15 protein-coding genes are annotated in these 22,021 nt (G+C 62.7%); 10 read left to right on the top strand and 5 right to left on the bottom strand.

Annotation, left to right across the window (positions count from 1 at the left end; all coding sequences use genetic code 11):
• The first annotated feature begins 61 nt into the window (after positions 1-61).
• Genes J3U06_RS06425 through J3U06_RS06415 form a run of 3 tightly spaced genes read left to right on the top strand, consistent with a single transcriptional unit; the run spans position 62 to position 3,268 of the window.
• Positions 62-1,297, top strand: a complete 1,236-nt coding sequence (locus J3U06_RS06425; protein WP_267444664.1) for an FtsX-like permease family protein — start codon at positions 62-64, stop codon at positions 1,295-1,297.
• Positions 1,294-2,304 (top strand): ATP-binding cassette domain-containing protein, encoded by a 1,011-nt coding sequence (locus J3U06_RS06420; protein ID WP_267444663.1) that lies wholly within the window; start codon positions 1,294-1,296, stop codon positions 2,302-2,304. Before J3U06_RS06425 ends, J3U06_RS06420 begins: the two co-directional genes overlap by 4 nt.
• A 22-nt stretch (positions 2,305-2,326) precedes the next feature.
• Positions 2,327-3,268 (top strand): hypothetical protein, encoded by a 942-nt coding sequence (locus J3U06_RS06415; protein WP_267444662.1) that lies wholly within the window; start codon positions 2,327-2,329, stop codon positions 3,266-3,268.
• Here the strand turns inward: J3U06_RS06415 and J3U06_RS06410 are convergent.
• The gene (locus tag J3U06_RS06410) at positions 3,247-3,912 is read right to left on the bottom strand and encodes an HD domain-containing protein (protein WP_267444661.1); all 666 of its coding nucleotides are present in this window, start codon (positions 3,910-3,912) and stop codon (positions 3,247-3,249) included. The two genes, J3U06_RS06415 and J3U06_RS06410, sit on opposite strands and share 22 nt — an antisense overlap.
• A 233-nt stretch (positions 3,913-4,145) precedes the next feature.
• Between J3U06_RS06410 and zwf the strand changes: the two genes are divergently transcribed.
• The 4 genes from zwf (at position 4,146) to J3U06_RS06390 (ending at position 14,876) form a co-directional block, all read left to right on the top strand.
• A complete protein-coding gene (zwf, locus tag J3U06_RS06405; protein WP_258561583.1) occupies positions 4,146-5,627 on the top strand; it encodes a glucose-6-phosphate dehydrogenase in 1,482 nt (493 codons plus the stop codon).
• Positions 5,624-6,640 carry a glucose-6-phosphate dehydrogenase assembly protein OpcA gene (locus J3U06_RS06400; RefSeq protein ID WP_267444660.1) on the top strand — a complete coding sequence of 339 codons (1,017 nt, stop codon included), beginning with the start codon at positions 5,624-5,626 and terminating at the stop codon, positions 6,638-6,640. Before zwf ends, J3U06_RS06400 begins: the two co-directional genes overlap by 4 nt.
• Positions 6,641-6,718: 78 nt before the next feature.
• Positions 6,719-7,510, top strand: coding sequence for a 6-phosphogluconolactonase (gene pgl / locus J3U06_RS06395; RefSeq protein ID WP_267444659.1), 792 nt, complete (start codon positions 6,719-6,721; stop codon positions 7,508-7,510).
• A 760-nt stretch (positions 7,511-8,270) separates the two neighbouring features.
• Positions 8,271-14,876: an InlB B-repeat-containing protein gene (locus tag J3U06_RS06390; RefSeq protein WP_267444658.1), complete on the top strand. Its 6,606-nt coding sequence runs from the start codon at positions 8,271-8,273 to the stop codon at positions 14,874-14,876.
• Between the two features lie 292 nt (positions 14,877-15,168).
• Here the strand turns inward: J3U06_RS06390 and J3U06_RS06385 are convergent, their stop codons facing one another.
• Positions 15,169-15,873, bottom strand: coding sequence for a FadR/GntR family transcriptional regulator (locus tag J3U06_RS06385; RefSeq protein ID WP_220236755.1), 705 nt, complete (start codon positions 15,871-15,873; stop codon positions 15,169-15,171).
• 222 nt (positions 15,874-16,095) lie between these two features.
• Between J3U06_RS06385 and J3U06_RS06380 the strand changes: the two genes are divergently transcribed.
• From J3U06_RS06380 to gnd, 3 genes are read left to right on the top strand one after another with little or no spacing between them, the layout of a single operon-like run.
• Positions 16,096-17,541 carry a GntP family permease gene (locus tag J3U06_RS06380; RefSeq protein WP_258561531.1) on the top strand — a complete coding sequence of 482 codons (1,446 nt, stop codon included), beginning with the start codon at positions 16,096-16,098 and terminating at the stop codon, positions 17,539-17,541.
• Between the two features lie 36 nt (positions 17,542-17,577).
• Positions 17,578-18,255 carry a gluconokinase gene (locus J3U06_RS06375; RefSeq protein ID WP_267430812.1) on the top strand — a complete coding sequence of 226 codons (678 nt, stop codon included), beginning with the start codon at positions 17,578-17,580 and terminating at the stop codon, positions 18,253-18,255.
• 28 nt (positions 18,256-18,283) lie between these two features.
• Positions 18,284-19,228, top strand: a complete 945-nt coding sequence (gnd, locus tag J3U06_RS06370) for a phosphogluconate dehydrogenase (NAD(+)-dependent, decarboxylating) (RefSeq protein ID WP_258561582.1) — start codon at positions 18,284-18,286, stop codon at positions 19,226-19,228.
• Here the strand turns inward: gnd and J3U06_RS06365 are convergent.
• The 3 genes from J3U06_RS06365 to J3U06_RS06355 form a co-directional block, all read right to left on the bottom strand.
• A complete protein-coding gene (locus tag J3U06_RS06365) occupies positions 19,218-20,108 on the bottom strand; it encodes a family 43 glycosylhydrolase (RefSeq protein WP_258561529.1) in 891 nt (296 codons plus the stop codon). The two genes, gnd and J3U06_RS06365, sit on opposite strands and share 11 nt — an antisense overlap.
• A gap of 122 nt (positions 20,109-20,230) precedes the next feature.
• Entirely contained in the window at positions 20,231-21,088 is an 858-nt protein-coding gene (locus tag J3U06_RS06360) for a carbohydrate ABC transporter permease (protein WP_267444657.1), read from the bottom strand.
• Positions 21,085-22,014, bottom strand: a complete 930-nt coding sequence (locus tag J3U06_RS06355; protein WP_267430814.1) for a carbohydrate ABC transporter permease — start codon at positions 22,012-22,014, stop codon at positions 21,085-21,087. The genes J3U06_RS06360 and J3U06_RS06355 overlap by 4 nt, the downstream gene beginning before the upstream one ends.
• Between the last annotated feature and the right edge of the window lie 7 nt (positions 22,015-22,021).

The following is a 22,021-nucleotide window of genomic DNA, read 5'->3' as shown; positions in this document are numbered from 1 at the left end:
ACTTAAGGCCCGCCATTGTGGGCCGCCCGGTCACCCCTGGAACGCTATCAGGAAGGGTGTCATGTTCGTTCTCAAGAACGCCTGGTTCACCATCAGGCGGCATGCGGCGCGGAGCCTGGTCGTGGTTCTGGCCTGCCTGGTCGTGACGGCTCTGGCCACGACGGCGGCCACCGTACTTCAAGCTGACACCAGGGCACGTACTACAGGCTACGAATCCCAACAGGTGGACGCCGTCATCAGCCCGCGCAAGGGAACCAAGGCCTCCCCCCTGGGCTGGAACGAGTATTCCAAGTATGCCCAGCGCCTGCAGATGGATGGCATGCAGTACAAGGCTTACTTCCATGAGACCGCGAATATCAGTCCGGAGGGGCTGCCTCAGTCAGGCGCCTACTCCCTGGTGGGTGTCTCTGACAAGGCAGCCGAGCCCACCCTTCCTCACGGCCCCTTTGTGCTGGACCAGGGCAAGGGGCTGGACTACGCCTCACAGAATGCCTCAGGCACCCAGACTGTGCTGATCTCCAAGCAGATGGCACAGGCCAACAAGCTCAAGATGGGCGACACCCTGACCATCAAGGATCCCCGCCAGCAGGGTCAGCAGGTCAAGCTGACCGTCTCGGGCATCTATCACTACCGCAAAGCCGCCGACCAGGCAGCCAACCGAGCCATCTACACGGCCTATCCCACCTTTGCCATGCTGGGGCTGGATTCGGCCAGCAAGCCCGGTGACCCTGGTCACGAACTGCTCGTTGCCTTCGTTCTGGATTCGCCGAGCACCTACCAGAAGTTTATCAAGGAGCTGCGCAAGGACGGGCTCAAGACCTCGCAGTACGACATCGACTCCCCCAGCCTGAAGGCCTACCAGCGGCGGATGGAGCCGGTCCACCAGGCCGCCGACCAAGCGCGAACCGCCATCATCCTGGCCTGCCTGCTGGGCGGGCTGATTCTGCTGGGCTGCCTAATCCTCATGCTGCGCGGTCGAGTCAACGAAATCGGCATGGCCATCACCATCGGGGTTCACAAGGCCCGGCTGGGCTGGCAGTTCGCCTTGGAGACCCTCTTGCTCACCCTTCCCGGACTGGCCCTGGGCCTGGCTTTGGGCGCCGCAATCAGTCGGCCGCTGGGCCGGTCGCTCTTCCGGCTGGGGAGCCTGGCCAGCATGCCTGATGCTGGTCTGATCTGGAAGCTGATCCTGATTGGCCTGGCCGTCTGCCTGGTCCTCGCACTGGCAGCAGCCGCCAGGGTGGCGGCCTTCAGAACCGCCCAGCTATACACCAACGACCTGGAGGACGAGGCATGAGCGAAAAGACATCGGACCAGCGGTCAGACGAAGAGTCCCAGGAAAAGGCTGCGGCCAAGGCCGCCGACCAGGCAGAAACTGATCAGAAACAAGCGGTTCGAGCAACGGCAGACGCTGAGCAAAAAACCGGCGAGAATGCCAACGCCGAACTCCTGCACGGATCCGGCGAAGAAGCAGCTACTCAGACGAACAAGAAGTCCGAGGAGGATGCTTCCTCTGAAGAGGACGTGTCGATGGCCGCTTTCAAGGTGGTCATCGAGCAGGACAATGCCGAGGATCCCGACGACGGTAAGGAGGAGGGCCCGCTGCTGGAAACCGATGACCAGCGGGTGCTGGTTCCTGGCGGCTATCCGGTGCTCTCCCTGAAGCACGTGGATTACACGCGCAAGGTCCAGGGTCGCCCCGAACAGATCCTGGACGATGTCGATCTGGAATTCCAGCGTCGCCGCATCTACTCGGTGGAGACCACCTCGCCGTCCGGAAGGGCCGCTCTGATGGCCCTGATAACCGGCCTGCGCGCCCCCACCCAGGGCAGTGTGCTCTTCCGGGGCACGGACCTGCGCCAGTTGCTGGCCTCCGACTACCGCGGCCACCAGATTGGAGCCATCTTTGGTACCGATGCCCTGAGACGCGACCTGACCGCTGTGCAGAATCTTGTCTACACCATGGATGCCAGCGGGCGCACCTTCCTGGGCCCCAAGGACAATCTGGCCCGTCATCTGCTGGATGAGGTGGGTTTCCCGGAGCGTCTGCAGGACAGGCTGACCGCTGATCTGGGCCACTTGGACTTCCGTCTGGCATCCGTGGCCCGTGCCCTGTGCTGCGAGTGCGACGTGCTCGTCGCCGACGAACCCACCGAGGGGCTGGAACCGGGCGACTGGGACACCCTGCTGGCCACGCTGAAGCGGGTCTCCCGCCGTCATGACTGCACTGTGATCATCCTGACCTCAGGCGGTTCGGACACCGTAGACGAGGGCACCTACGACGACCGATTCATCGTCGATTGAACTCCAACCTTCCGGGCCGGGGATGGACAGCACTGCACTGGCTTGCTCAGTCATCACCCATGAGGAGTGGATACCCAGGGTCATGGCCGAACAAATCGATTCGTGCAGCAAGGGCCCAAACCCGCAACAGCGGGTCATTCTGCATCATCACCATGGATTCGGACCCGTTCGGGAGGTCGGCGTCAAGGAAGCCGTATGGATCACGCCAGGGCTGCTAATCGCCCAGAACGCCTGGCTGGCATCCGAAGGCCGTCCCTCATGGGTCCTGTCAGCCCCACCGACCATGTGGCTGGATGGGCTGGACCGATCCCTGACCGGACGCAGGATTCTGACTGTGACGGCTGGAATCATCCTGACCTGGCGCCGACTGCCATCGGGCCTGGGGAAGCGCCCCTGGTCGCAGCTGGCCGCCGGCCGGGTATCGGACCTGCCTGCAGCCCGACGAACCCTTGAAGATCTGCAGAGCGATCTGCGGACGGCCCCTGCACGATCGCTGATTCGCATCCAGGCCCATTTGCCCAGTATCCATGAGGAGTGGCGGGTCATCATCGACAGGGACCGGATTGCAGCCTCCAGCGGTTACTGCCTGCATGAAGGCGAGGACTCCAGAGTCATTACCACGGTCTTTGACGGCGTCGTTTTCGATCCCAGGCATCAAACGATCGCCGAAGGCTGTGCCCTTCAGGCAGCCAAGGGTCGATCTCCTGCTCCGATCAGCGTGGATCTGGCCTTCCTGCGCGGGTCGGATCGGCCTCTCATTTTGGAAGGAAACCCGGTCTGGTGTGCAGCCCCTTACGCTTATGGATCGCAGGGCATGGCCTCTTTCCTGAAAGCCGTCGCAGCCTGCCGGACCGATCCAGTCGACCCCTATCAACCAGACCCGTGGATGCTGCGTGAATTCGGCGGCCGCTTCCGCAGTTCCTGGGGGCCGGTCCGGCCGGATCAGACGATGGTCATGCCATAGTGCTGAGCCAGGGGCTGCAGGTCCGGCACTCCATACCGGGCTACTAGTTGCCTCCAGCGGGCCAGATTGTCGGGACCATACTTGGCCGTGCGCTTGGCGGCAGTGGGCTCGGAGACGAAGATAGGCGGCTGGTGCTTGCTGTGGAACTTGTCCGCATACATGACCACCTCCTGCTCGGGGTTGACCGGCAGATAGTCGTCCGGCGGCAGGTTCAGATGCTCCTCCTCCACCTGGCGGCGGGTCAGCCCCACCCCAGTGTGGTTGCGTGCAAACTGAGCCACCGACTCATCCACCCCAGCGTCCAGCAGCAGGCGGTAGCCCTCCAGCCCGTGTTCTATGTACCGCTGACCCTGGAAGGTCAGAGACCGACCCTGGGAGCCGTCATCCTTGAGGATCCGGTAGGTGCCGATGTCGTGCAGCAGGGCACCTGTGCGGACCAGGTCACGATCCAGCGGCCGCTCGGGCAAAACCCCGTCAGGATCATCACCGCGCAGCAGGCGTTCGTTGACCTGGTCGGCCATCCGCACCGCGAGGGCGGCGATGATCTGGCAGTGGGTGTGTATCAGTTCATAGGCGGCTTGTGAGGGTGCGTACTGGCGGTGCAGGGCCTCGGCCATGGGAACATTGGGAATCATACCGACCATTCTAGGGATCCTTGCCGCAAATGTGACCTTTGCGACGCTTATGCACTCTTCAGCGGATAATCCGCCCTGCCCTTCTACTGCCGACAGTACACTGGGAGCCACGGTATTTCACGAGGAGCACTATGGACACTTCACCACTTGCGCGCTCCGCCGACCAGCCCGCTCCTCCCGACGAGGACGGCGGCCGACAGGCGCCCTGGCACAACCCCCTGCTGGACCCCCGCGATCTGCGCATGCCGCGCATCGCGGGCCCAAGCTCATTGGTCATCTTCGGCGTCACCGGCGATCTGGCCAAGAAAAAGCTTCTGCCGGCCGTCTATGACCTGGCCAACCGGGGACTGCTGCCAGCCAGCTTCGGGTTGATCGGCTTCGGGCGGCGCGACTGGAGCGACCCGCAGTTCGTGGCCTTTGCAGAGGAGAACGTCCGCGCCCACTGCCGCACCCCCTTCAACGAGTCCACCTGGCGACATCTGAGCCAGGGCATGCGCTTCGTCAAGGGCAGCTTCGACGATGCGGAGGCCTTCCGTCGCCTGTCGGCCACCGTCTCGGAGCTGGACCGGGTCCGGGGCACCCGTGGCAACCATGCCTTCTACATGTCGGTGCCGCCTAAGGCCTTTCCCCAAGTGGCCCGCCAGCTGGCCGAGTCCGGGCTCTCCCACTCCACCCAGGGGGCCTGGCGACGGGTCATCATTGAGAAGCCCTTCGGCCGCGACCTGGCTTCGGCCAAGGAGCTTGACCGGGTGGTCTCCCAAGTCTTCGAGCCGGATTCGGTCTTCCGCATCGACCACTATCTGGGCAAGGAGACTGTGCAGAACATCCTGGCCCTGCGCTTTGCCAACATGATGTTCGAACCAGTCTGGAACTCCAACTACGTCTCCCACGTGCAAATCACCATGGCCGAAGACATGGGCATCGGCGGCAGGGCCGGCTACTACGACGGAATCGGAGCGGCTCGGGATGTCATCCAGAACCACCTCCTGCAGCTGATGGCCCTGACGGCCATGGAAGAGCCGGTCTCCTTCTCAGCATCAGATCTGACAGCCGAAAAGACCAAGATCCTTTCCGCTGTCCGCCTTCCCAAGGATCTGGCGGCCCACACCGCCCGGGGCCAGTACACGGCAGGCTGGCAGGGCTCCCAGCATGTGGTCGGCTACCTGGATGAGGACGGGATTGATCCCTCCTCTACCACCGAGACCTATGCGGCCATCAGGCTGGACGTGGATACCCGCCGCTGGGCTGGCGTCCCCTTCTACCTGCGCACAGGCAAGCGCCTGGGCAAGCGGGTCAGCGAGATCGCCATCGTCTTCAAGCGTGCACCTCATCTGCCCTTCGAGGCCACAGCCACCCGGGAACTGGGCGCCAACGCGGTGGTCATCCGCGTACAGCCCGACGAGGGCGTGACCCTGCGTTTCGGGGCCAAGACTCCCGGCTCGGCCATGGAGGTGCGCGACGTCAACATGGACTTCTCCTACGGGCGTTCATTCACCGAGGCCTCCCCGGAGGCCTATGAACGGCTGATCCTGGACGTGCTCCTGGGCGACCCTCCCCTCTTCCCCACCACCGAGGAAGTCAATCTCTCCTGGAAGATCCTGGACCCCATCGAGGAGTTCTGGGCCGGACAGGGCCAGCCCCAGCCCTACTGCGCCGGCACCTGGGGTCCGCGGGAGGCTGATCTGATGCTGGCCCGCGACGGATACCACTGGAGGATGCCATGATCGTCAGACTGAACAACACCACTACTTCCGCCATCGCCCAGGAGATTGACGAGCTCCACGTTGAACGTGGAGAGGCCGCCCAGGGAAGAGTGCTGACCCTGGTCATCGTCACCGAGCAGGCCCATCTGGAGACGGCCCTGGAGACCGTAAACGCCGCAAGTCGTGAACACCCCTGCCGGGTCATCGCCATAGTGACCAATGCCGAAGACCATCAGGCCGAGCAAGAGGCGGACCAGCGGACCGCTGCGGCACAGTCCTCAGAAGATTGCGTCTCCTACAAGAACACCAACCATGACGGTGACCGCACGTTGGATGCCGAGATCCGTTTCGGATCAGATGCGGGAGCCGGCGAGATAATAGTGCTCAGGCCGGTCCTGGCCCTCCTGAGCCATTCCGATGCCTTGGTCATCCCGCTGTTGGTCCCGGACGCCCCCCTGGTGGTCTGGTGGCCCGCCAATCCACCCCAGGACCCATCCAAGGACCCGATCGGGGCCATGGCCACCAGCCGCATCACCGATGCCATGGAAGCCGACGACCCACAGACCGCCTTCGCCTCCCTCCTCAAGCATTCGGGTACTGCTGACGTGGACCTCTCCTGGACAAGAACCACGATCTGGCGAGCCTTGCTCGCTTCCATGATGGATCAACCGCCGCATCTGCCCGTAACCTCAGTGCGGGTGACCGGCCAGACGCACTTCCTGCCCTTGGAGCTCCTGGCTTCCTGGCTGGCTCTGAAGCTTGGGGTGCCGGTCACGATTGAGCGTGATCCACAGGCCCAGGCCATCACCGGGGTCTTCTTCAAACGCAGCGACGGAACCATGAGCATGGAACGTCACAAGGCCGACCAGGCCAGAATCAACCAGCCCGGCCAGGCCAGCCAGACCATCTCCATGCCTTTGCGAACCGCCGTTGACTGCATGAGCGAGGAAATGGGACGTCTGGATCCTGATGAGGTCTATCGGGATGTCATCAGCAGGGGCTGGCCCATGGTGCATGAACGGTGCACCAGATGACGGCTGGTTCGGCGCCGGGAGCCACTGGAGGCGCAAGCGCGCAAGTATGATAGACATCACTGCCATGAAGGAGACGCCATGACCGAGCGTACAATCATCCGTTATGCCAGCACCAGCCTGCTCAACAAGGCCACAGCCGCGCGAATGCTGATCGAATTAGGGGACATCCTGGCACGTCAGGAGCGGGCGGACCTGGCTTTGACCGGTGGAACGGACGCGGCGGAAATCTACGCACTGATGGGGACCAGTGATCTTGCAGCGAGCATCGACTGGAAGCGGGTTCATCTGTGGTGGAGCGACGAGAGATTCGTGAGCCCGGAAGACCCTGAACGCAATGCCAAGCAAGCCCGGGACGCCTGGTTCGGCAGGCTCATCGACAAGGGTGATCTACCTGCGGACCATGTTCATGAAATGCCGGCTGATATTCGTACCCCCGACCAGATCGCAAGGGCGAGCGAGGCCGACGACACAGAAGCACTGGCCCAGGCGGCACGGGCCTACCAGGATGAAATCATTCGGGGGATCGGCCCCCATGGCCATATGGACCTGGCCGTTTTCGGCGTAGGGCCAGACGGCCACTACGCATCGCTCTTCCCTGACCGCCCCGAGGCGCTGATCAGCGACGAAACCACGCTGGTGGCAGGCGTCAGCCATTCGCCCAAGCTCCCACCGCTGCGGGTGACCATGACCACCCCGTTCATCCGCCGTACCCCCAAAGTCTGGCTCTTCACTTCCACCCAAGAAAAGGCCCAAGCCGTGAAGAAGGCACTGAGGGATGAGGACAACCCCCACGTCCCCTCCTCATTCGCCAGGGGTACCGAACAGACCTTATGGCTGCTTGACGAGGACGCCGCAAGCCAGCTTGGCTAAGATCCCGAACACCAGCTATGATTCGGCCGACCGCAAAGCGTCAGCAACGCGGTGCGAAAGTCGCGCCGCATAGGATAACGTGACTGGCAAGCCCACCCGATCCAGGTCGTGGGACGGCCTCAAAACCGTTCCCCTGATGGCTTTCCGTCACACTCGCCTCCCCGCGCTTCAGCTCGGGAGTCTTCTCCCGGCCCGCGAAGACAGGAATCCCCTTTCGCCGAGTATCCCCTCAAGACAGGAACAAGGTGTTATAGTGCTAAGCAGTGTATAGAACTGCCCTCTTCTGATTATTCATGGGGTTGAAGAAATCAGGTTCCAAGAAATTCTGAGGGCAGCATGTTGGGAAGGCATCTTTCATGCGTGTTGCTTCTAGGCGCGTCTCACGCCCTATTATCTGCGTCTTCGCCGTGCTCGCTGCCATGGGCCTGGGGCTCATGGCAGATGCGCATGCTGCCGGTGCTGAGCAATCAGACACCAATGCACTGGCAGAGTCTGAAATCAGGGGGGGGGGGGGGGTGAGAGAGAAGCCCCGGCCCCAAGGCCGTCAGTTCCCGAACTAGATAACCATCCTTCACCCTCTTCCATAGCAACACCCTCCGAGCATCCATCCCCGCAAACCGCCCAATCGACACCACTGATCCAGCCCACGAACCCTCAACCGGAATCAGGGAACCATCCTTCACCCCTGGCGACGCTGAATTCTCTGACCACCACACAGCAGTCTCCAGACCCGTCACCAAGAAACAACGGTACCCATACGGTGCAGTTCACATCAGATGAGGGCACCACGGGCATGCCCGCCCAACAGATCGTAGCCGACGGCGAAACCGCTTCCTGGCCACACGACGATCCATCCCGCCCGGGCTGGACATTCGACGGCTGGTTCCAGGGCGATGTCCCCTACGATTTCTCCAGGCCCGTCACTCAGGATACGAATCTGAAGGCCAGATGGGGGCAATGGGCGACCAACCCCACGAGCGGCCCCTGGCAGGGCGGCACAGACGTAACGGTGAATTCGCCAAAGGACCCGGTCCGACTCGCTCAGGTGTCCGCTGCCCAGTACCATTCCCTGGCATTGGGCAGCGACGGGAACGCCTACGCATGGGGTAGAAACGACTGCGGACAACTGGGCGACGGGACGACCACGACGAGTAGAACGACTCCGGTGCCGGTATCCATGCCCGCGGGCGTCAAATTCACCCAAGTGTCCGCAGGCGGCTGGTATTCTATGGCCCTGGACCGCGACGGCAGGATCTGGACCTGGGGATTCAACGATGGCGGACGACTGGGCCGCGGCTCTGTCAACAGCTCCTACTCCACACCGGGCCTGGCTGACATCCCATCAGACACAACCTTCAAAGCTATCAGCGCCGGGAACCTGCATTCCTTAGCCCTGGACACCAAGGGCAACATCTGGACCTGGGGCATCAATTACAATGGTCAGCTCGGCCGTCCTCCATATGGCAGCACGGCAAGCGACAACACGCCGGCGAAGGTGACCGCGCCAGATGGAACCCATTTCACGGCAATCAGCGCAGGCGTTTACCATTCCATGGCCCTGACCGCCGACGGCACCGCCTGGACCTGGGGGGACAACGGCGGCACAAAAGATGACTTTTACGGCGTACTGGGCCGCACGCCAACCGATGCCGCCCCCGCCAACAGGCCCGGCCAGGTCGATACCGACCGGAAGTTCACCGCAATCAGCGCTGGATACAACCATTCCATGGCTGTCGGCACCGACAACACCATATTCACTTGGGGAGGCAACCGTTCAAAACAACTGGGACGCTCCGGCGACACGACCCGACCAGGACAGGTTCCCGGCATGACCGGCGCCACAGACATCAACGCCGGCCGGAACTACTCCACCGCCATCACCAACACCGGTGCCTGGGCATGGGGAAGCAACGACTACGGCCAACTCGGCACCAATACAGACACGACCATACCCACCCGCATGACAACCCCTGACGAAACTCCCGCCTCCTTCACCTACACCAGCCTCAATACAGGAAACACCAGCTTCCACACGCTTGTCATCGGGTCGGACGGGAACACCTACAGCATGGGTCGCAACGACTACGGCCAACTCGGCACCAACACGACCAACAGCGCAACGAGCGGATCAGCGGCAGCCAATCCGAAGCCAGACATGGTCTGGCGGTCAACCGACGGGCGGATAACTTCCGTTCTTTTCGGCGACAGCCACAACATTGGCGACATCACCAAACGCGCCGACGGATGGCACGTTACCTCCCCCCGGCACCATCTGGGCACCGTCACCCTCACCATCCAGTCCGCTGACGCCACAGGTGCAAGCCAACCCGACGACACTAGCCAGAGATTCACCTACACCGGTGTCGCGGCCGCCGTCACTTTCAAGTCGGAGCACGGCGACCCAATCCCCAACCAGCAAGTCGCCGTAGGCGACACCATCCAACGCCCAGACGACCCGAGCGAGGCGGGTTGGACATTTGACGGCTGGTTCCAGGGAAATCTCGCCTATGACTTCAGCAGACCCATCAAGGGGGCCACCACACTGACCGCCAGGTGGACATTCGGCAATAACCAGTGGTCAATCCACCCCACGTCGGGTCCCCGGACCGGTGGCAACAATGTGCGCATCGACCCTCCAAACCGCATCGCCTTCTCCCAGGTGTCCTCGGGACAGTTTCATTCCCTGGCATTGGGCAGCGACGGGAACGCCTATGCATGGGGAAGAAACGATTGCGGCCAACTGGGCACCGGCAGAATGGGAGGCACCTCGGCGCGTCAAACCACCCCGGTGATGGTCAAGGTGCCCGATGGAGTGAAGTTCACCCATGTCTCCAATGGTGGCTGGTATTCCATGGCCCTGGACCGGGACGGAAAAATCTGGACCTGGGGAAACAACGAAGCCGGACGTCTGGGGCGCGGATCCGTGGGAGTGGGTAACTGCTATCCCACGCCGGGCCTTGCCTCCACCCCTGCAAATGTTCAGTTCATCGCCATCAGCGCCGGCAACATCCATTCCATGGCCCTGGACCGGGACGGCAACGTCTGGACCTGGGGACAAAACATGGATGGCCAGCTCGGCCGTCCGCCCTACGACGGTTCCATGAACGACATCACCCCTACGAAAGTGGCCATGCCCGAGGGAACCACCTTCACCGCGATCAGCGCCGGCGACCGGGATTCCATGGCCCTGGCCGCCGACGGCACCGCCTGGACCTGGGGCCGCTATGAAAAAACCAACACCCTTAGCGACTACTATGGTATATTGGGGCGCGATTCCAGCGATGCCTACCCCGCCGGCAAACCAGGCCCAGTCGCCACAGATCTGAAGTTCACCGCGATCAGCGCCGGTGCATACGTATCCATGGGCATAGCCACCGACGGCAACATCTATACATGGGGAGGCAATAAGCACAATGAGCTGGGACGCAGCGGAGAACGCACCCGCCCAGGACGGGTTCCGGGCCTGACCGGCGCCATAGACATTAATGCAAGTTGGGACTTTTCCACCGCCATTACTGACACGGGCGCCTGGGCATGGGGAAGCAACCAATACGGCCAGCTTGGCACCACCACCACCAACGGCAGCGACTCAGGCGTAGCCACACCCACGCGCATACCCAAGCCGGACGGAGCGCCGAGCGACTTGACCTACTTCAGCCTCACCATCGGCAGCAACCACTGGCACATGCTGATCATCGGGTCGGACGGCAACGTCTACAGTTTTGGCCGCAACGACTGGGGACAGCTCGGCATCAACAGCGTCAACACCAGCAACGGGGCAGCGGCGGCCAATCCGAGACCGGCGAGCGTATGGTTCCCATGGCCCTTGACCGTGTCCTCCGTCACCTTCGACGGAAAGCCATCGATGATCGTGCCAGTCAGAAACCCTGACGGCTCCTGGAAGGCGCGCCCGCCGGCGCACACTCCGGGCCCGGTGGATGTCAAAGTCTCCTGGTCACGACGGAACCTGGATTCCGGCACGGCTGCCCTGACTTACACGTATCTCACAGTCAGCCACCGGGTCCGATTCGACCCAGCCAACGGCGACCCGGTCACCAGCCATGACGTAGACGACTGGGGACAGGCCGTCCGGCCCGCAGCCGACCCGGGCCGCGCCGGATACAGGTTCGACGGCTGGTTCCAGGGCAACGTTGCCTTTGACTTCACCCAGCCCGTCACCAGCGATACAACCATCACTGCCAGATGGAGCCGACCAGGCCCCTGGACCCGCTCTCCTGCCTCAGGTCGCACATCCGGAGGCACCAGTCTGACCCTGACCCCGCCCGACTACGCGACCAACACCCGCCTGGCCGGCATCAGCGCCGACGGCACCCATTCGCTGGCCGTATCCAGCGACGGCCGTCTGTATGCCTGGGGGGACAACGACCACGGCCAACTCGGCAATCCCGACCGGGCCAGACGCTCCGCCCCCACCAGCGTTCCCACCCCCGATGACACCCGATTCACCCAAGCCACCGCAGGCGACAAATACTCCGCCGCACTCGACACCCAGGGACGCATCTGGACCTGGGGCGACAACGACCACGGCCAACTCGGCCATGGCACCACCAGCGGTGACGACCCGACACCACGGCAGGCCGATACCGGGGACACCAAGTTCACCCAGATCAGCGCCGGCGACGGCCATATGACCGCCCTTGACACCCAGGGCAGGGCATGGACCTGGGGGGACAACACCCAAGGCCAGCTCGGCGACGGAAACACGGGCGGCTCCACCGGTACCCCGACCATGCGGGCCATGCCTCCCGCCACCCCCTCATGGCTGGTCTACACACAGATCCAGGCCGGCGGCCGCCACACCCTCGCCATCGCCAACAACGGCCGCATGTACGCTTGGGGCGACAACAACTACGGCCAGCTCGGCGACGGAAACACGGGCGGCTCCGCCGGTACCCCGACCCAGGTCCAGGCCCCGACCGGCACATCCCCCGCCTTCACATGGCTGCATGTCACCGCCGGCACCGACCACACCTTCGCCATCGGCTCCGACGCCGACACTGGCGACGACATTCCGTACACGTTCGGCTCCGATCAGCAGGGCCAACTCGGCGCAGGCAGCGGCACCGAGACCGGCCGACCCGTCAAACCCGGTCTGCCCGCAACCATCACCGCCATCTCCGCCGGCGGCCATGCATCCTTCGCCATCGACAGCCATGGAACCCTGCACGCATGGGGCGACAACACCCAGGGCCAACTCGGCGACAACACCACCACCAGCAGAGCCAAACCCGTCGCCATCGACGCACCTGCCTCCGACGCCACCTGGGTCCGCACCGCCGGCGGCACCGGACACACTCTCGCCATCGACAGCCATGGAACCCTGCACGCATGGGGCAACAACACCCAGGGCCAACTCGGCGACAACACCACCACCAGCAGAGCCAAACCCGTCGCCATCGACTACCCCGACCTGCAGGTCGCCTCCATCGATTTCGGCGGGATGCCAGGAGCCGATCCCTCCCGACAGCCGGACGGCGCCTGGACCGTCATCGCGCCACCCAGACGGCATCGACCCGGCACGATACCTCTCGTCATCCACTGGAACCAGAACGGTCTTCCCCAACCAGATGCTGTCCTCGACTTCACCTATACCCCTGAGCGCTACACCATCACCTACGACAGCGACGGAGGCTCGCCCACACCACCATCGCAGACCGCGGACGAGGACACCACCGTCACCCGACCTGCCAATCCCGCCAAACCAGGTCAACAATTCGACGGCTGGTTCGACGGGAATGCCGCCTATGACTTCACCCAACCCATTCAGCAGGGCCACAACCTGAAAGCCAGGTGGAGCCCTGCAAACACCAAGTGGACCCTCACCCCCACGCGCGGCATCGATACCGGCGGCGAGACCGTGACCCTCACCCCACCGCCAGCCGGCAACATGCGTCTGTCACAGGTCAGCGCCGGGTCAGGATACTCACTCGCGATCGGCAGCAACGGAAAAGCCTACAGCTGGGGAGACAATAGCTCCGGCCAACTTGGGGACGGCACGCGGACCAATCGGAACCAACCCATTGCTGTTGCCGCTCCGAAAGGGGCCAGACCCGGGTTCACCTGGCTGCAGGCCGCCGCAGGCACCACGATGAGCATCGGCTTGGGATCCGATGGGATGGCCTACGCCTGGGGCACCAACGCCACAGGCCTGGGCGACGGCACCACCAGCACCTCCACGATCCCTGTCAAGGTGGTCCTTCCGGCAGATGCAGCCCCAGGCTTCAGGTTCACTCAGGTGGCCGTAGGCAGAAGGCATATCCTGGCTCTGGGCAGCGACGGGAACATCTATGCCTGGGGATCCATCACAGGCGGGCTAGGTGATGGCAAGACCGGCAGTTCACCGATTCCGATCCGGGTAGCCAAGCCCGGCGAAGCCGCATCCGGCTTCTCCTACATCCAGATCAGTGCGGGAAGCGAGCACAGCCTGGCCATCGGCACCGACCGGAAGATATACGCCTGGGGGTCCAATGCCAATGGGAGACTCGGCCTTGGCGACGGAAGCAGCGAAAGCAAGGTGCCCAAACCGCTGGCAGTACCATCAGGCATGAGCGAAAGCCCCGTGTACATCCGGATCAGCGCCGGGTCATCCCACTCCGTGGCCCTGGACCAGGATGGGAGGGCCTGGGCCTGGGGGTCGAACAGCAACGGCCAGGTCAGACCCGTCGGGGACGACGAGCCCATACCCGTTCAAGTCGCCCTCCCCCGGGGTGCATCCGACAGCTTCGCCTATCAGCAGGTGGCGGCCGGAGACAACCACAGCCTGGCCATCGGCACCGACCAGGTGGTCTACGGTTGGGGGGACGACACCCACGGCCAACTCGGTGATGTACGCTCCCCCGAGCAGCCTGCCAAGGCCAGGGATCCCAAGGACAAGAGCCAGGGACTCAAGGCTGGAAGCATCAGCGCCGGCGACAACCACAGCCTGGCCATCGGCACCGACGGAACGGCCTATGGCTTCGGCCGAAACAGCACCGGGCAGAACGGGACCGGCTCCGACAACACCGATCTGGTGCTGGCCACCCGCATTGCCATCCCGCCCATGGGCATTCCCACCCGCCTTTCCTTCGGCGATGCCGACGGAACGATTGTCAGTGGGCAACCGGACGGGACCTGGCAGGCTATCACCCCCAGCCATAGATTCGGCCAGGTTTCCACCACCATCGAATGGACGCTGGCCGGGGAGCCGCAGACCCCGGACACGAGCAATATCTACATCTTCATGCATTCATGGATACTGCCGAATGCCGGCGGAAGGGGGATAATCCTCCTCCTGCTGATCGGTCTTATGACATTGGCAGCCATCGCCGCCCAACGCAAGCACCGAATGCAGGAAGGCATGAGTTGATCAGGATTTCGCTCGAGTAAGTGGCCATAGCAGGGGAAGCTCCCCAGCTTCCCGGCCGGAAGGCAGCTCCGCCAGTAATATCCCCCTTGGCAGGCTGCCTTCTTTCTTGTTGTTCCCGATCAGAAAAAGGCCTGCCTCTTTGAAAAATATGCAACCAAGCGAATTCCTGGCTTGCTTCGCAGACGTGGAATCAGTCAGCATACGGCGTGCCGAACAGAGGCGGGGATGGCTTGCACACTCTGTCGCGATAGCCACAGCCCGACGACGATGCCAACCTTTTGCCAGTGACGACTTACCCCTGCGAACTCGTCATGGCATGAATGGCCTGGTCGGATTCGTCAACGATGCGCTCCATGGCCCTGCGGGCACCATCGCCGTCACCCTGGCGGATCAGAGCCGCCACGTCGCCATGGAGCCTCAGCGCCTGTTCATTGGCCCGCCGGGGCATGAGTTCATGGCGGGTGCGGCCCGCCAGGACAGCGGCCACCACGTCACCGAGGGCAGCAAACATGGCGTTTCCTGATGATTCCAGGAGTGTCCTATGAAAACATTCGTCAGCCTGGAGGTAGTCGGACTCATTCGCCCGGTTGGCGTGGGCCACCATGTCGATGGCGGCTTGAGTAAGGGCGGCCCATTGTTCCGGCTTGGCCCTGGATGCCGCGAGCCGTGCCGCCGTGGGCTCCACGCTTCCCCGCAGCTCCGAGAGCTCGTGGAGCGTGCTTTCCCGATCCGGTCCGCGCAGTCTCCATTCGATGACCATGGGGTCGTAGATGTTCCAGACCCTGGCGGGGTTGACGGCGGCTCCCACCTTACGTTTTACCGTGACCAGCCCCATGGATTCGAGGACACGGGTCACCTCTCTGGTAACCGTTCGGGAGGGGAGCTCCCGACCTAGGGCCGGGGCGGGCAGACGCTCTCCTTGGGCTATATGGCCAGTGATGATGCCCATGCCCCATTGATCGAGCAGCCTGTCATGCAACGACGGTTCGGTTCCCATGAAATTCACTCTACCAATCATTCCCGGCGAGGTGTCCCGTACTGAAATACGGATGGGTCCTGCCATAATGAAGGAGCGGCAGCGTCGCTGCCGTCCACAGGGCGTGTACACTTATAGCAGTTAAAACATACATAATGTCATTTGGTCGATATTATGTCATGCAAAATAAAAAAATGAACCCGGGAGACCGGATTCGTCCGATTCCTCAGAGAAGAGGCAGCAATGCAAACCATATTGCACCTGGCAGCCGCCGAGCAGGTCCTGATCGCCGCTGGCGGGACCGCCAAGCTCAACACCACGCAGCTGGGCGTCAGTCTGATCCTCAGCCTGGCGGTGCTCATATTCCTGGTGACCGTCGTCAAACTCCACCCCTTCGTATCCCTCCTGGCGGCCGGACTGGTGGTAGGCATCGGATCAGGCTATGGCCCCATGCCGACCTTGACCAGCTTCACCGGCGAGTTCGGCAACACCATGGGGTCAGTAGGCATCCTGATAGGCCTGGGAGCCATGATAGGCAAGGTGCTCATGGATACCGGCGCCACCGACCAGGTGGTCAACACCCTGGTATCCAAATCCTCCGCAGCCTCCATACCCTGGATCATGGCCCTGATAGGAGCCCTGATCGGCCTTCCCATGTTCTTCGAGGTAGGCCTGGTCATCCTGGTGCCGGTCATCATCCTGGTGGCCCAACGCACCAAGCTGCCCTTGATGCGCGTTGCGATCCCCACCCTGGCGGGCCTGTCGATCATGCATGCCTGCGTACCCCCCCACCCCGGCCCGCTGGCCGCCCTGAGCCAGTTCAAGGAAACCGGCAATGTAGGGCTGACCATGATGTTCGGCATCCCCTTCGCCCTGATCACCCTGGTCCTGGTCGGCCCCCTCTTCTCCAGGGTGGCCGCCCGGTGGGTTCCGGTCCAGGCACCTGCGGACTTTGTAGCCAAAAGCGATGAGGCCGGCAAGGAGGAGACCAAGCTTCCCTCATTCGGCATTTCCCTCTGCTGCATCCTTCTTCCCGCCGTCCTCATGCTCCTCACCTCAATCTTCGAAATCGCCTTGCCCGGTTTCAAGGACCGCACAGACGGATTCGCCCAGACCATCAACTTCATCGGCAACCCCGTCATGGCCCTGGCCATCGCCCTGGTCGTTTCCATGCTGGTGCTCAAGGCCGCCTCCGGAATATCCTGGAAGACCGTCAACGATTCCCTGGGCGCCTCCCTGCCCGCAGTGGCCGGCATTCTCCTGATCGTCGGGGCAGGAGGCGGCTTCAAGGGCGTCCTGGTTGCCACGGGCATCGGCAAGATCATCGGCAACTTCGTGGAGACCTCAAGCATCTCCATCTTCCTGTTGGGCTGGCTCATCGCGGTCTTCGTCCGTGTCGCCACCGGTTCAGCCACCGTCTCCATCCTGACCACGGCGGGCATCCTCAGCAACGCCATGACCATGATGCATGCCACCCCGATGGCCACCACCCTCCTGGTGATCGCCATCGGCGCCGGGTCCATATTCCTCTCCCACCTCAACGACGCAGGCTTCTGGCTGATCAAGGAGTACTTCGGCCTGAGCGTTGGCGAGACCCTGAAGACCTGGTCGGTTCTGGAATGTCTGCTGTCGGTCGTGGTCCTGGTTCTGGTCATGGTCGCCAGCCTGTTTGTGCCCATCGCCTCCTGAGCATCATCGTCACATCACTTTTCAGAAAGGTTGCACATGGTAGATACATCATTGAAGAATTCCGACGCGCTGAGCGCAGAAAGCCACCCGGAGCCCAAGGTCCCCTCGGCGGTCGACAACACGGTTCCATCTGACTATTTCCACGGCCGCACACCAATCCTGGTCATCATGGGCGTTTCAGGCTGCGGCAAGACCACCATGAACGAGCACCTTGGACGCAAGCTGGGCTGGGACATGGCAGAGGCCGACGACTTCCACCCCCAGGCAAACATCGACAAGATGGCCCGCGGCATCCCCCTGACCGATCAGGACCGCTGGCCCTGGCTGGACAGCATCCATGATTGGATTGAGGACCACGTACGCCGGGGGACGCCCGGGACCGTTACCTGCTCCGCCTTGAAGCGAATCTACCGTGACCGGCTGCGGATGCCGGGCGTGGTCTTCATCCACCTGAGCGGGGACTACGACTCCATCATGGAACGGCTCTCCAAGCGGAAGGGCCATTTCATGAAGCCGCAGATGCTACGCTCCCAGTTCGATGACCTGGAGCCCCTGGGACCTGACGAGATCCATCTGACCATCGACGTGGGGCTGCGCATGTCTCCTGAGATCGAGGCCGAAGAGGTCATCGACACTCTGGGGCTCCAGTGCGACGTCAAGGCGCACACCGCCCAGGTTCAAGCTGAGCGCGCCCGGCAGGCAGCCCGCCAGTAGCACCCGCGAATCGGCCCGACCGCGGCCGATAACCAACTATCGCGGTCAACTTCACACTGTTGCAGTTAAGAGTCAAGGGAGAGGAACTAACACTATGAAGATCGGCATGATTGGCCTGGGACGCATGGGCAAGAACATGGCAGACCGCCTGCGCACCGGCGGTCATCAGGTAGTCGGCTACGACATCGCGCCGGACTCGGGCAGGGATGTGGACAGCCTTGAGGCCCTGGTCCAGGCCCTGGAGGCACCACGAGTGATCTGGGTCATGGTCCCGGCCGGCAAACCCATTGAGTCCACTCTCAATCAGCTGGGCGAGCTGATGGAGCACGGCGACCTGGTCGTGGATGGCGGCAACACTCGCTTCACCCAGGACCAGGAACACGCCCAGGCCCTGGCCGCCAAGGGCATAGGCCTAGTTGACGTGGGCACCTCCAACGGCATCTGGGGCAAGGAGAAGGGTTATGCTCTGATGGTCGGCGGCTCGGACCAGGACGTGGCCCGAATCCAGCCCATCCTGGACACCTTGAAGCCTGAGGGCGACTACGGTCTGGTCCACGCGGGAGGCACCGGCGCGGGCCACTATGCCAAGATGGTCCACAACGGCATCGAGTACGGGATGATGCAGGCCCTGGCCGAGGGGTACGCAGTCCTTGAGGCCTCCGACCTGATCAAGGAGCCTGGCGAAGTGGTGGAGTCCTGGCGCAAGGGCTCGGTCATCCAGTCGTGGCTGTTGGATCTGCTGGCCCAGGCTCTGAAGGATGACCCGCATCTGAGCGGGATCGCCGGCAAGGCCGACGAAACCGGCGAGACCAAGTGGATGATTGCGGACGCCCTGGAGCTGGGGGTGCCCACGCCGGCCATCACCTCGGCTCTCTATGCCCGCCAGTCCTCCAAGATCGAGGATCCCATGACCATGAAGGTAGTGTCCGCCCTGCGCAGCGCATTCGGCGGCCACCCCATCGTCAGGGAGTAACCGGATTCCGGGCTGGGTACCAGTAGGATCCCACTTGCGGGCGGATCTGGACCAGGGCGCTGTCATCGGCGAAATCCAAGGAGTCAAAGATGATTTCGCGATGGCAGCCGTCACCCCGGCCGTCCCTGGCGAACCTGTGGTAGGCCACGATCCAGTCATCCCGGCCCGGCACACGGGTGATGCAGTGGTGACCCGTGGCCAGAATCCCCTTGGCATAATCAGCCTCGATCAGGATCTGGGGTGCGGTCCATGGCCCGTCCAGCGATGGCGCGCTGGACCAGCGGATCCGGTAGCTCGGATCCCTGGTGTCATTCTCCGACCAGGAGGCGTAGTAGATGTCTCCCCGTCGGCAGACAGTGATGGCCTCGCGGAAGTTGTCAGGCACGGCGGAGTGCACCGAGCCGTCCTCCAGGCGCCGGCCGTCCGGACTCAGCCGTGCCATGTAGGCACGGCCATTGCCCCATAGCAGATAGGGCACATCGTCGTCATCCACAAAGACCGAGGGATCGATGGGCAGGCAGTCGTAGTCCCCCCGGGCGATGAATGGCTCCTGGGCCGCCCGGAAGGGACCGGTTGGACCAGGTGCGACTGCTTGGCCGATCTGTCCGTCGGCCACAAAATACAGGATGCAGGTTCCCTGACGCATCAGCAGGCAGGGAGCCCAGGCACCCTGTCCCCCATGCCACCAGGGGACCTGGTCCAGGTCCAGAATCTTTCTGCGGGTCCAATGGCACAGGTCCACGGATTCATAAACATAGAAGGCATGCGAGGTCCATTCAGGCAGACCATCCTCGGTGCAGTACAGGTACCAACGGTCCCCGATCATGACCAGATCCGGGTCCGCGCAGTAGCGATGCAGCGGGTTGCTTGCCAATCCCATTCTCTTCGATCCTGGATGTGCGTTTGCGAATTCCTCCATGGACTGTGACTCCGATTCCTTACGAGCGGAACGGCCGGAACCCCCAACCGCCTCCATAGACTACGACCTTCCGATTGGTCGCCTTACCCCTTGACCGCTCCGGCAACCAGCCCGGAGACGATCCACTTCTGGCAGAAGATGAAGAAAACGAAGACCGGAATCAGGGCCAGGACCGTAATGGTCATGAAGCTGGGCCAGTCAGTGCTGAACTGGCCGACTGCGTTGTAGACCTGCAGGACGATGGTGCGCAGGTTGGAGCTGCTGATGAAGACGTTGGCCGTCATGAAGTCATTCCAGGTCGACATGGTCTGAAAGACCACCACTGTGGTCAGGATGGGCCTGATCAGGGGCAGCACAATGCTCCAGAAGATCCTTAGGGGCCCGGCCCCGTCGATCCTGGCGGCCTCAATGACCTCGAAGGGCAGGGACTGCATGTAGCCCACAATCAGGAAGTAGCAGAAGACCGCCCCGCCCAGGTACATGACGATCAGGCCCAGGAGCGTGTTGACCAGCCCCACGCTGGACTCCATCCGGTAGAGGGGAATCAGGGTGGACTGGGTCGGAATGACGAAGGCGATCATGAGAATCACACCGATGACCGAGGTGAAAATCGACTTGCGCAGGATCATCCCATAGGCGGCCAAAGCTCCGATCAGCACCTGGAGGAGAACGCCGAAGAAGGTGACAATCAGGGTGTTGACCAGGCTTCGGACAATGGGCACCGTGGCGAAGGCCCGCGTGTAGTTGCGCAGCGTCCACTGCTTGGGCAGGCCCAGGGGATTGGTGGCCATGTCGGGGACGGTCTTGAAAGTGTTGATCAGGATGTACCAGAGGGGCACGGCGCAGATCAGGGCGATGATCAGCACCACCAGGCTCCTGACCGCCGAACGCTGCCGTTCCCGCTGGCTCAGGGTCAGGGTCGGGCTCTTGCTGCTACTCATTGGAACCTCCTGGAAATCAGACTGGCGGCGCCCATCTGAGCGAAGACCACAAGGGCCGTGGCCACGGTGAACAGGACTGCTAGAGCCGAGCCCAGCCCATACTGGGACTGGCCGATACCCTGTTGAATGATGGACTGGGTAACCGTATAGGTGGAGTACCCGGGGCCGCCCTTGGTCATGGTGTAGGGCAGGTCGTAGACCTTGAGGCCGCCTGACATAAGCAGGAAGCTGGAGGTGACGATGCCCGGGATTAGCTGGGGCAGGGTGATGTGGACGAACTGCTGGCGGCTGCTGGCCCCGTCCACCGTGGCCTGCTCATAGAGGTCTTCGGGAATGGATTGCAGGAAGGCCAGGTAGAGCGTGGCGTGCCAGCCTATCTGCGCCCAGACTGCGATGAAGATGACGCAGCACCGGGCCAGGGTCGAATTGGACAGCCAGGGTACCGGCCCAAGGCCGAAGACACCCAGGACGGTGTTGAAGACGCCTGACTTCATGGGCGAGAAGATGTACTTCCAGACCATGCCCATGATGGCCAGCGATGGCACGCTGAAGAAGAAGAACAGGGAACGGGCGAAGTTGCGGCCCCAAAACTTCCGGTTAAGCGTAACAGCCAAAGGGATGGCGAAGATGGTCACCAGGACCGTCTGGGCCACGGCGTACAGGATGGTGAACACAAGTCCCTGCATGGTCGAGGCGTCGGTGAACACGCTGTGGTAGTTCTTCCAGCCCACATAGTGCATGTTCAGGCTGTAGCCGTTGAAGTCGGTCATCGAGTAGATGATGGTCTGCGCCAGCGGCACGGCGAAGAGAACGACGAAGACGGCCAAAATAGGCAGGAGGAACCAGAAAGAGGTCAGATCCTGCCGCAGGCCGAGCGTGCGCCGTCGATGGGCGTTGGCACGCTCCGCCGCAGATTGTGAAGCCATGGTCCAG

The organism is Bifidobacterium sp. B4142 (assembly GCF_026537325.1).
In the GTDB taxonomy this organism is placed as follows: Bacteria; Actinomycetota; Actinomycetes; order Actinomycetales; family Bifidobacteriaceae; genus Bombiscardovia.
The sequence above is the reverse complement of the archived record's forward strand: the minus strand, read 5'-3'. Positions and strand labels throughout refer to the sequence as shown.

What these genes read in the sequence shown, in the direction of transcription:
- J3U06_RS06355 (WP_267430814.1), bottom strand. Translation starts at nt 22,014, where the DNA reads ATGGCTTCACAATCTGCGGCGGAGCGTGCCAACGCCCATCGACGGCGC.
- zwf (WP_258561583.1), top strand. Translation starts at nt 4,146, where the DNA reads ATGCCGCGCATCGCGGGCCCAAGCTCATTGGTCATCTTCGGCGTCACC.
- J3U06_RS06400 (WP_267444660.1), top strand. Translation starts at nt 5,624, where the DNA reads ATGATCGTCAGACTGAACAACACCACTACTTCCGCCATCGCCCAGGAG.
- J3U06_RS06415 (WP_267444662.1), top strand. Translation starts at nt 2,327, where the DNA reads ATGGACAGCACTGCACTGGCTTGCTCAGTCATCACCCATGAGGAGTGG.
- J3U06_RS06365 (WP_258561529.1), bottom strand. Translation starts at nt 20,108, where the DNA reads ATGGGATTGGCAAGCAACCCGCTGCATCGCTACTGCGCGGACCCGGAT.
- J3U06_RS06425 (WP_267444664.1), top strand. Translation starts at nt 62, where the DNA reads ATGTTCGTTCTCAAGAACGCCTGGTTCACCATCAGGCGGCATGCGGCG.
- J3U06_RS06420 (WP_267444663.1), top strand. Translation starts at nt 1,294, where the DNA reads ATGAGCGAAAAGACATCGGACCAGCGGTCAGACGAAGAGTCCCAGGAA.
- J3U06_RS06360 (WP_267444657.1), bottom strand. Translation starts at nt 21,088, where the DNA reads ATGAGTAGCAGCAAGAGCCCGACCCTGACCCTGAGCCAGCGGGAACGG.
- pgl (WP_267444659.1), top strand. Translation starts at nt 6,719, where the DNA reads ATGACCGAGCGTACAATCATCCGTTATGCCAGCACCAGCCTGCTCAAC.
- J3U06_RS06410 (WP_267444661.1), bottom strand. Translation starts at nt 3,912, where the DNA reads ATGGTCGGTATGATTCCCAATGTTCCCATGGCCGAGGCCCTGCACCGC.
- J3U06_RS06380 (WP_258561531.1), top strand. Translation starts at nt 16,096, where the DNA reads ATGCAAACCATATTGCACCTGGCAGCCGCCGAGCAGGTCCTGATCGCC.
- J3U06_RS06375 (WP_267430812.1), top strand. Translation starts at nt 17,578, where the DNA reads ATGGTAGATACATCATTGAAGAATTCCGACGCGCTGAGCGCAGAAAGC.
- J3U06_RS06385 (WP_220236755.1), bottom strand. Translation starts at nt 15,873, where the DNA reads ATGGGAACCGAACCGTCGTTGCATGACAGGCTGCTCGATCAATGGGGC.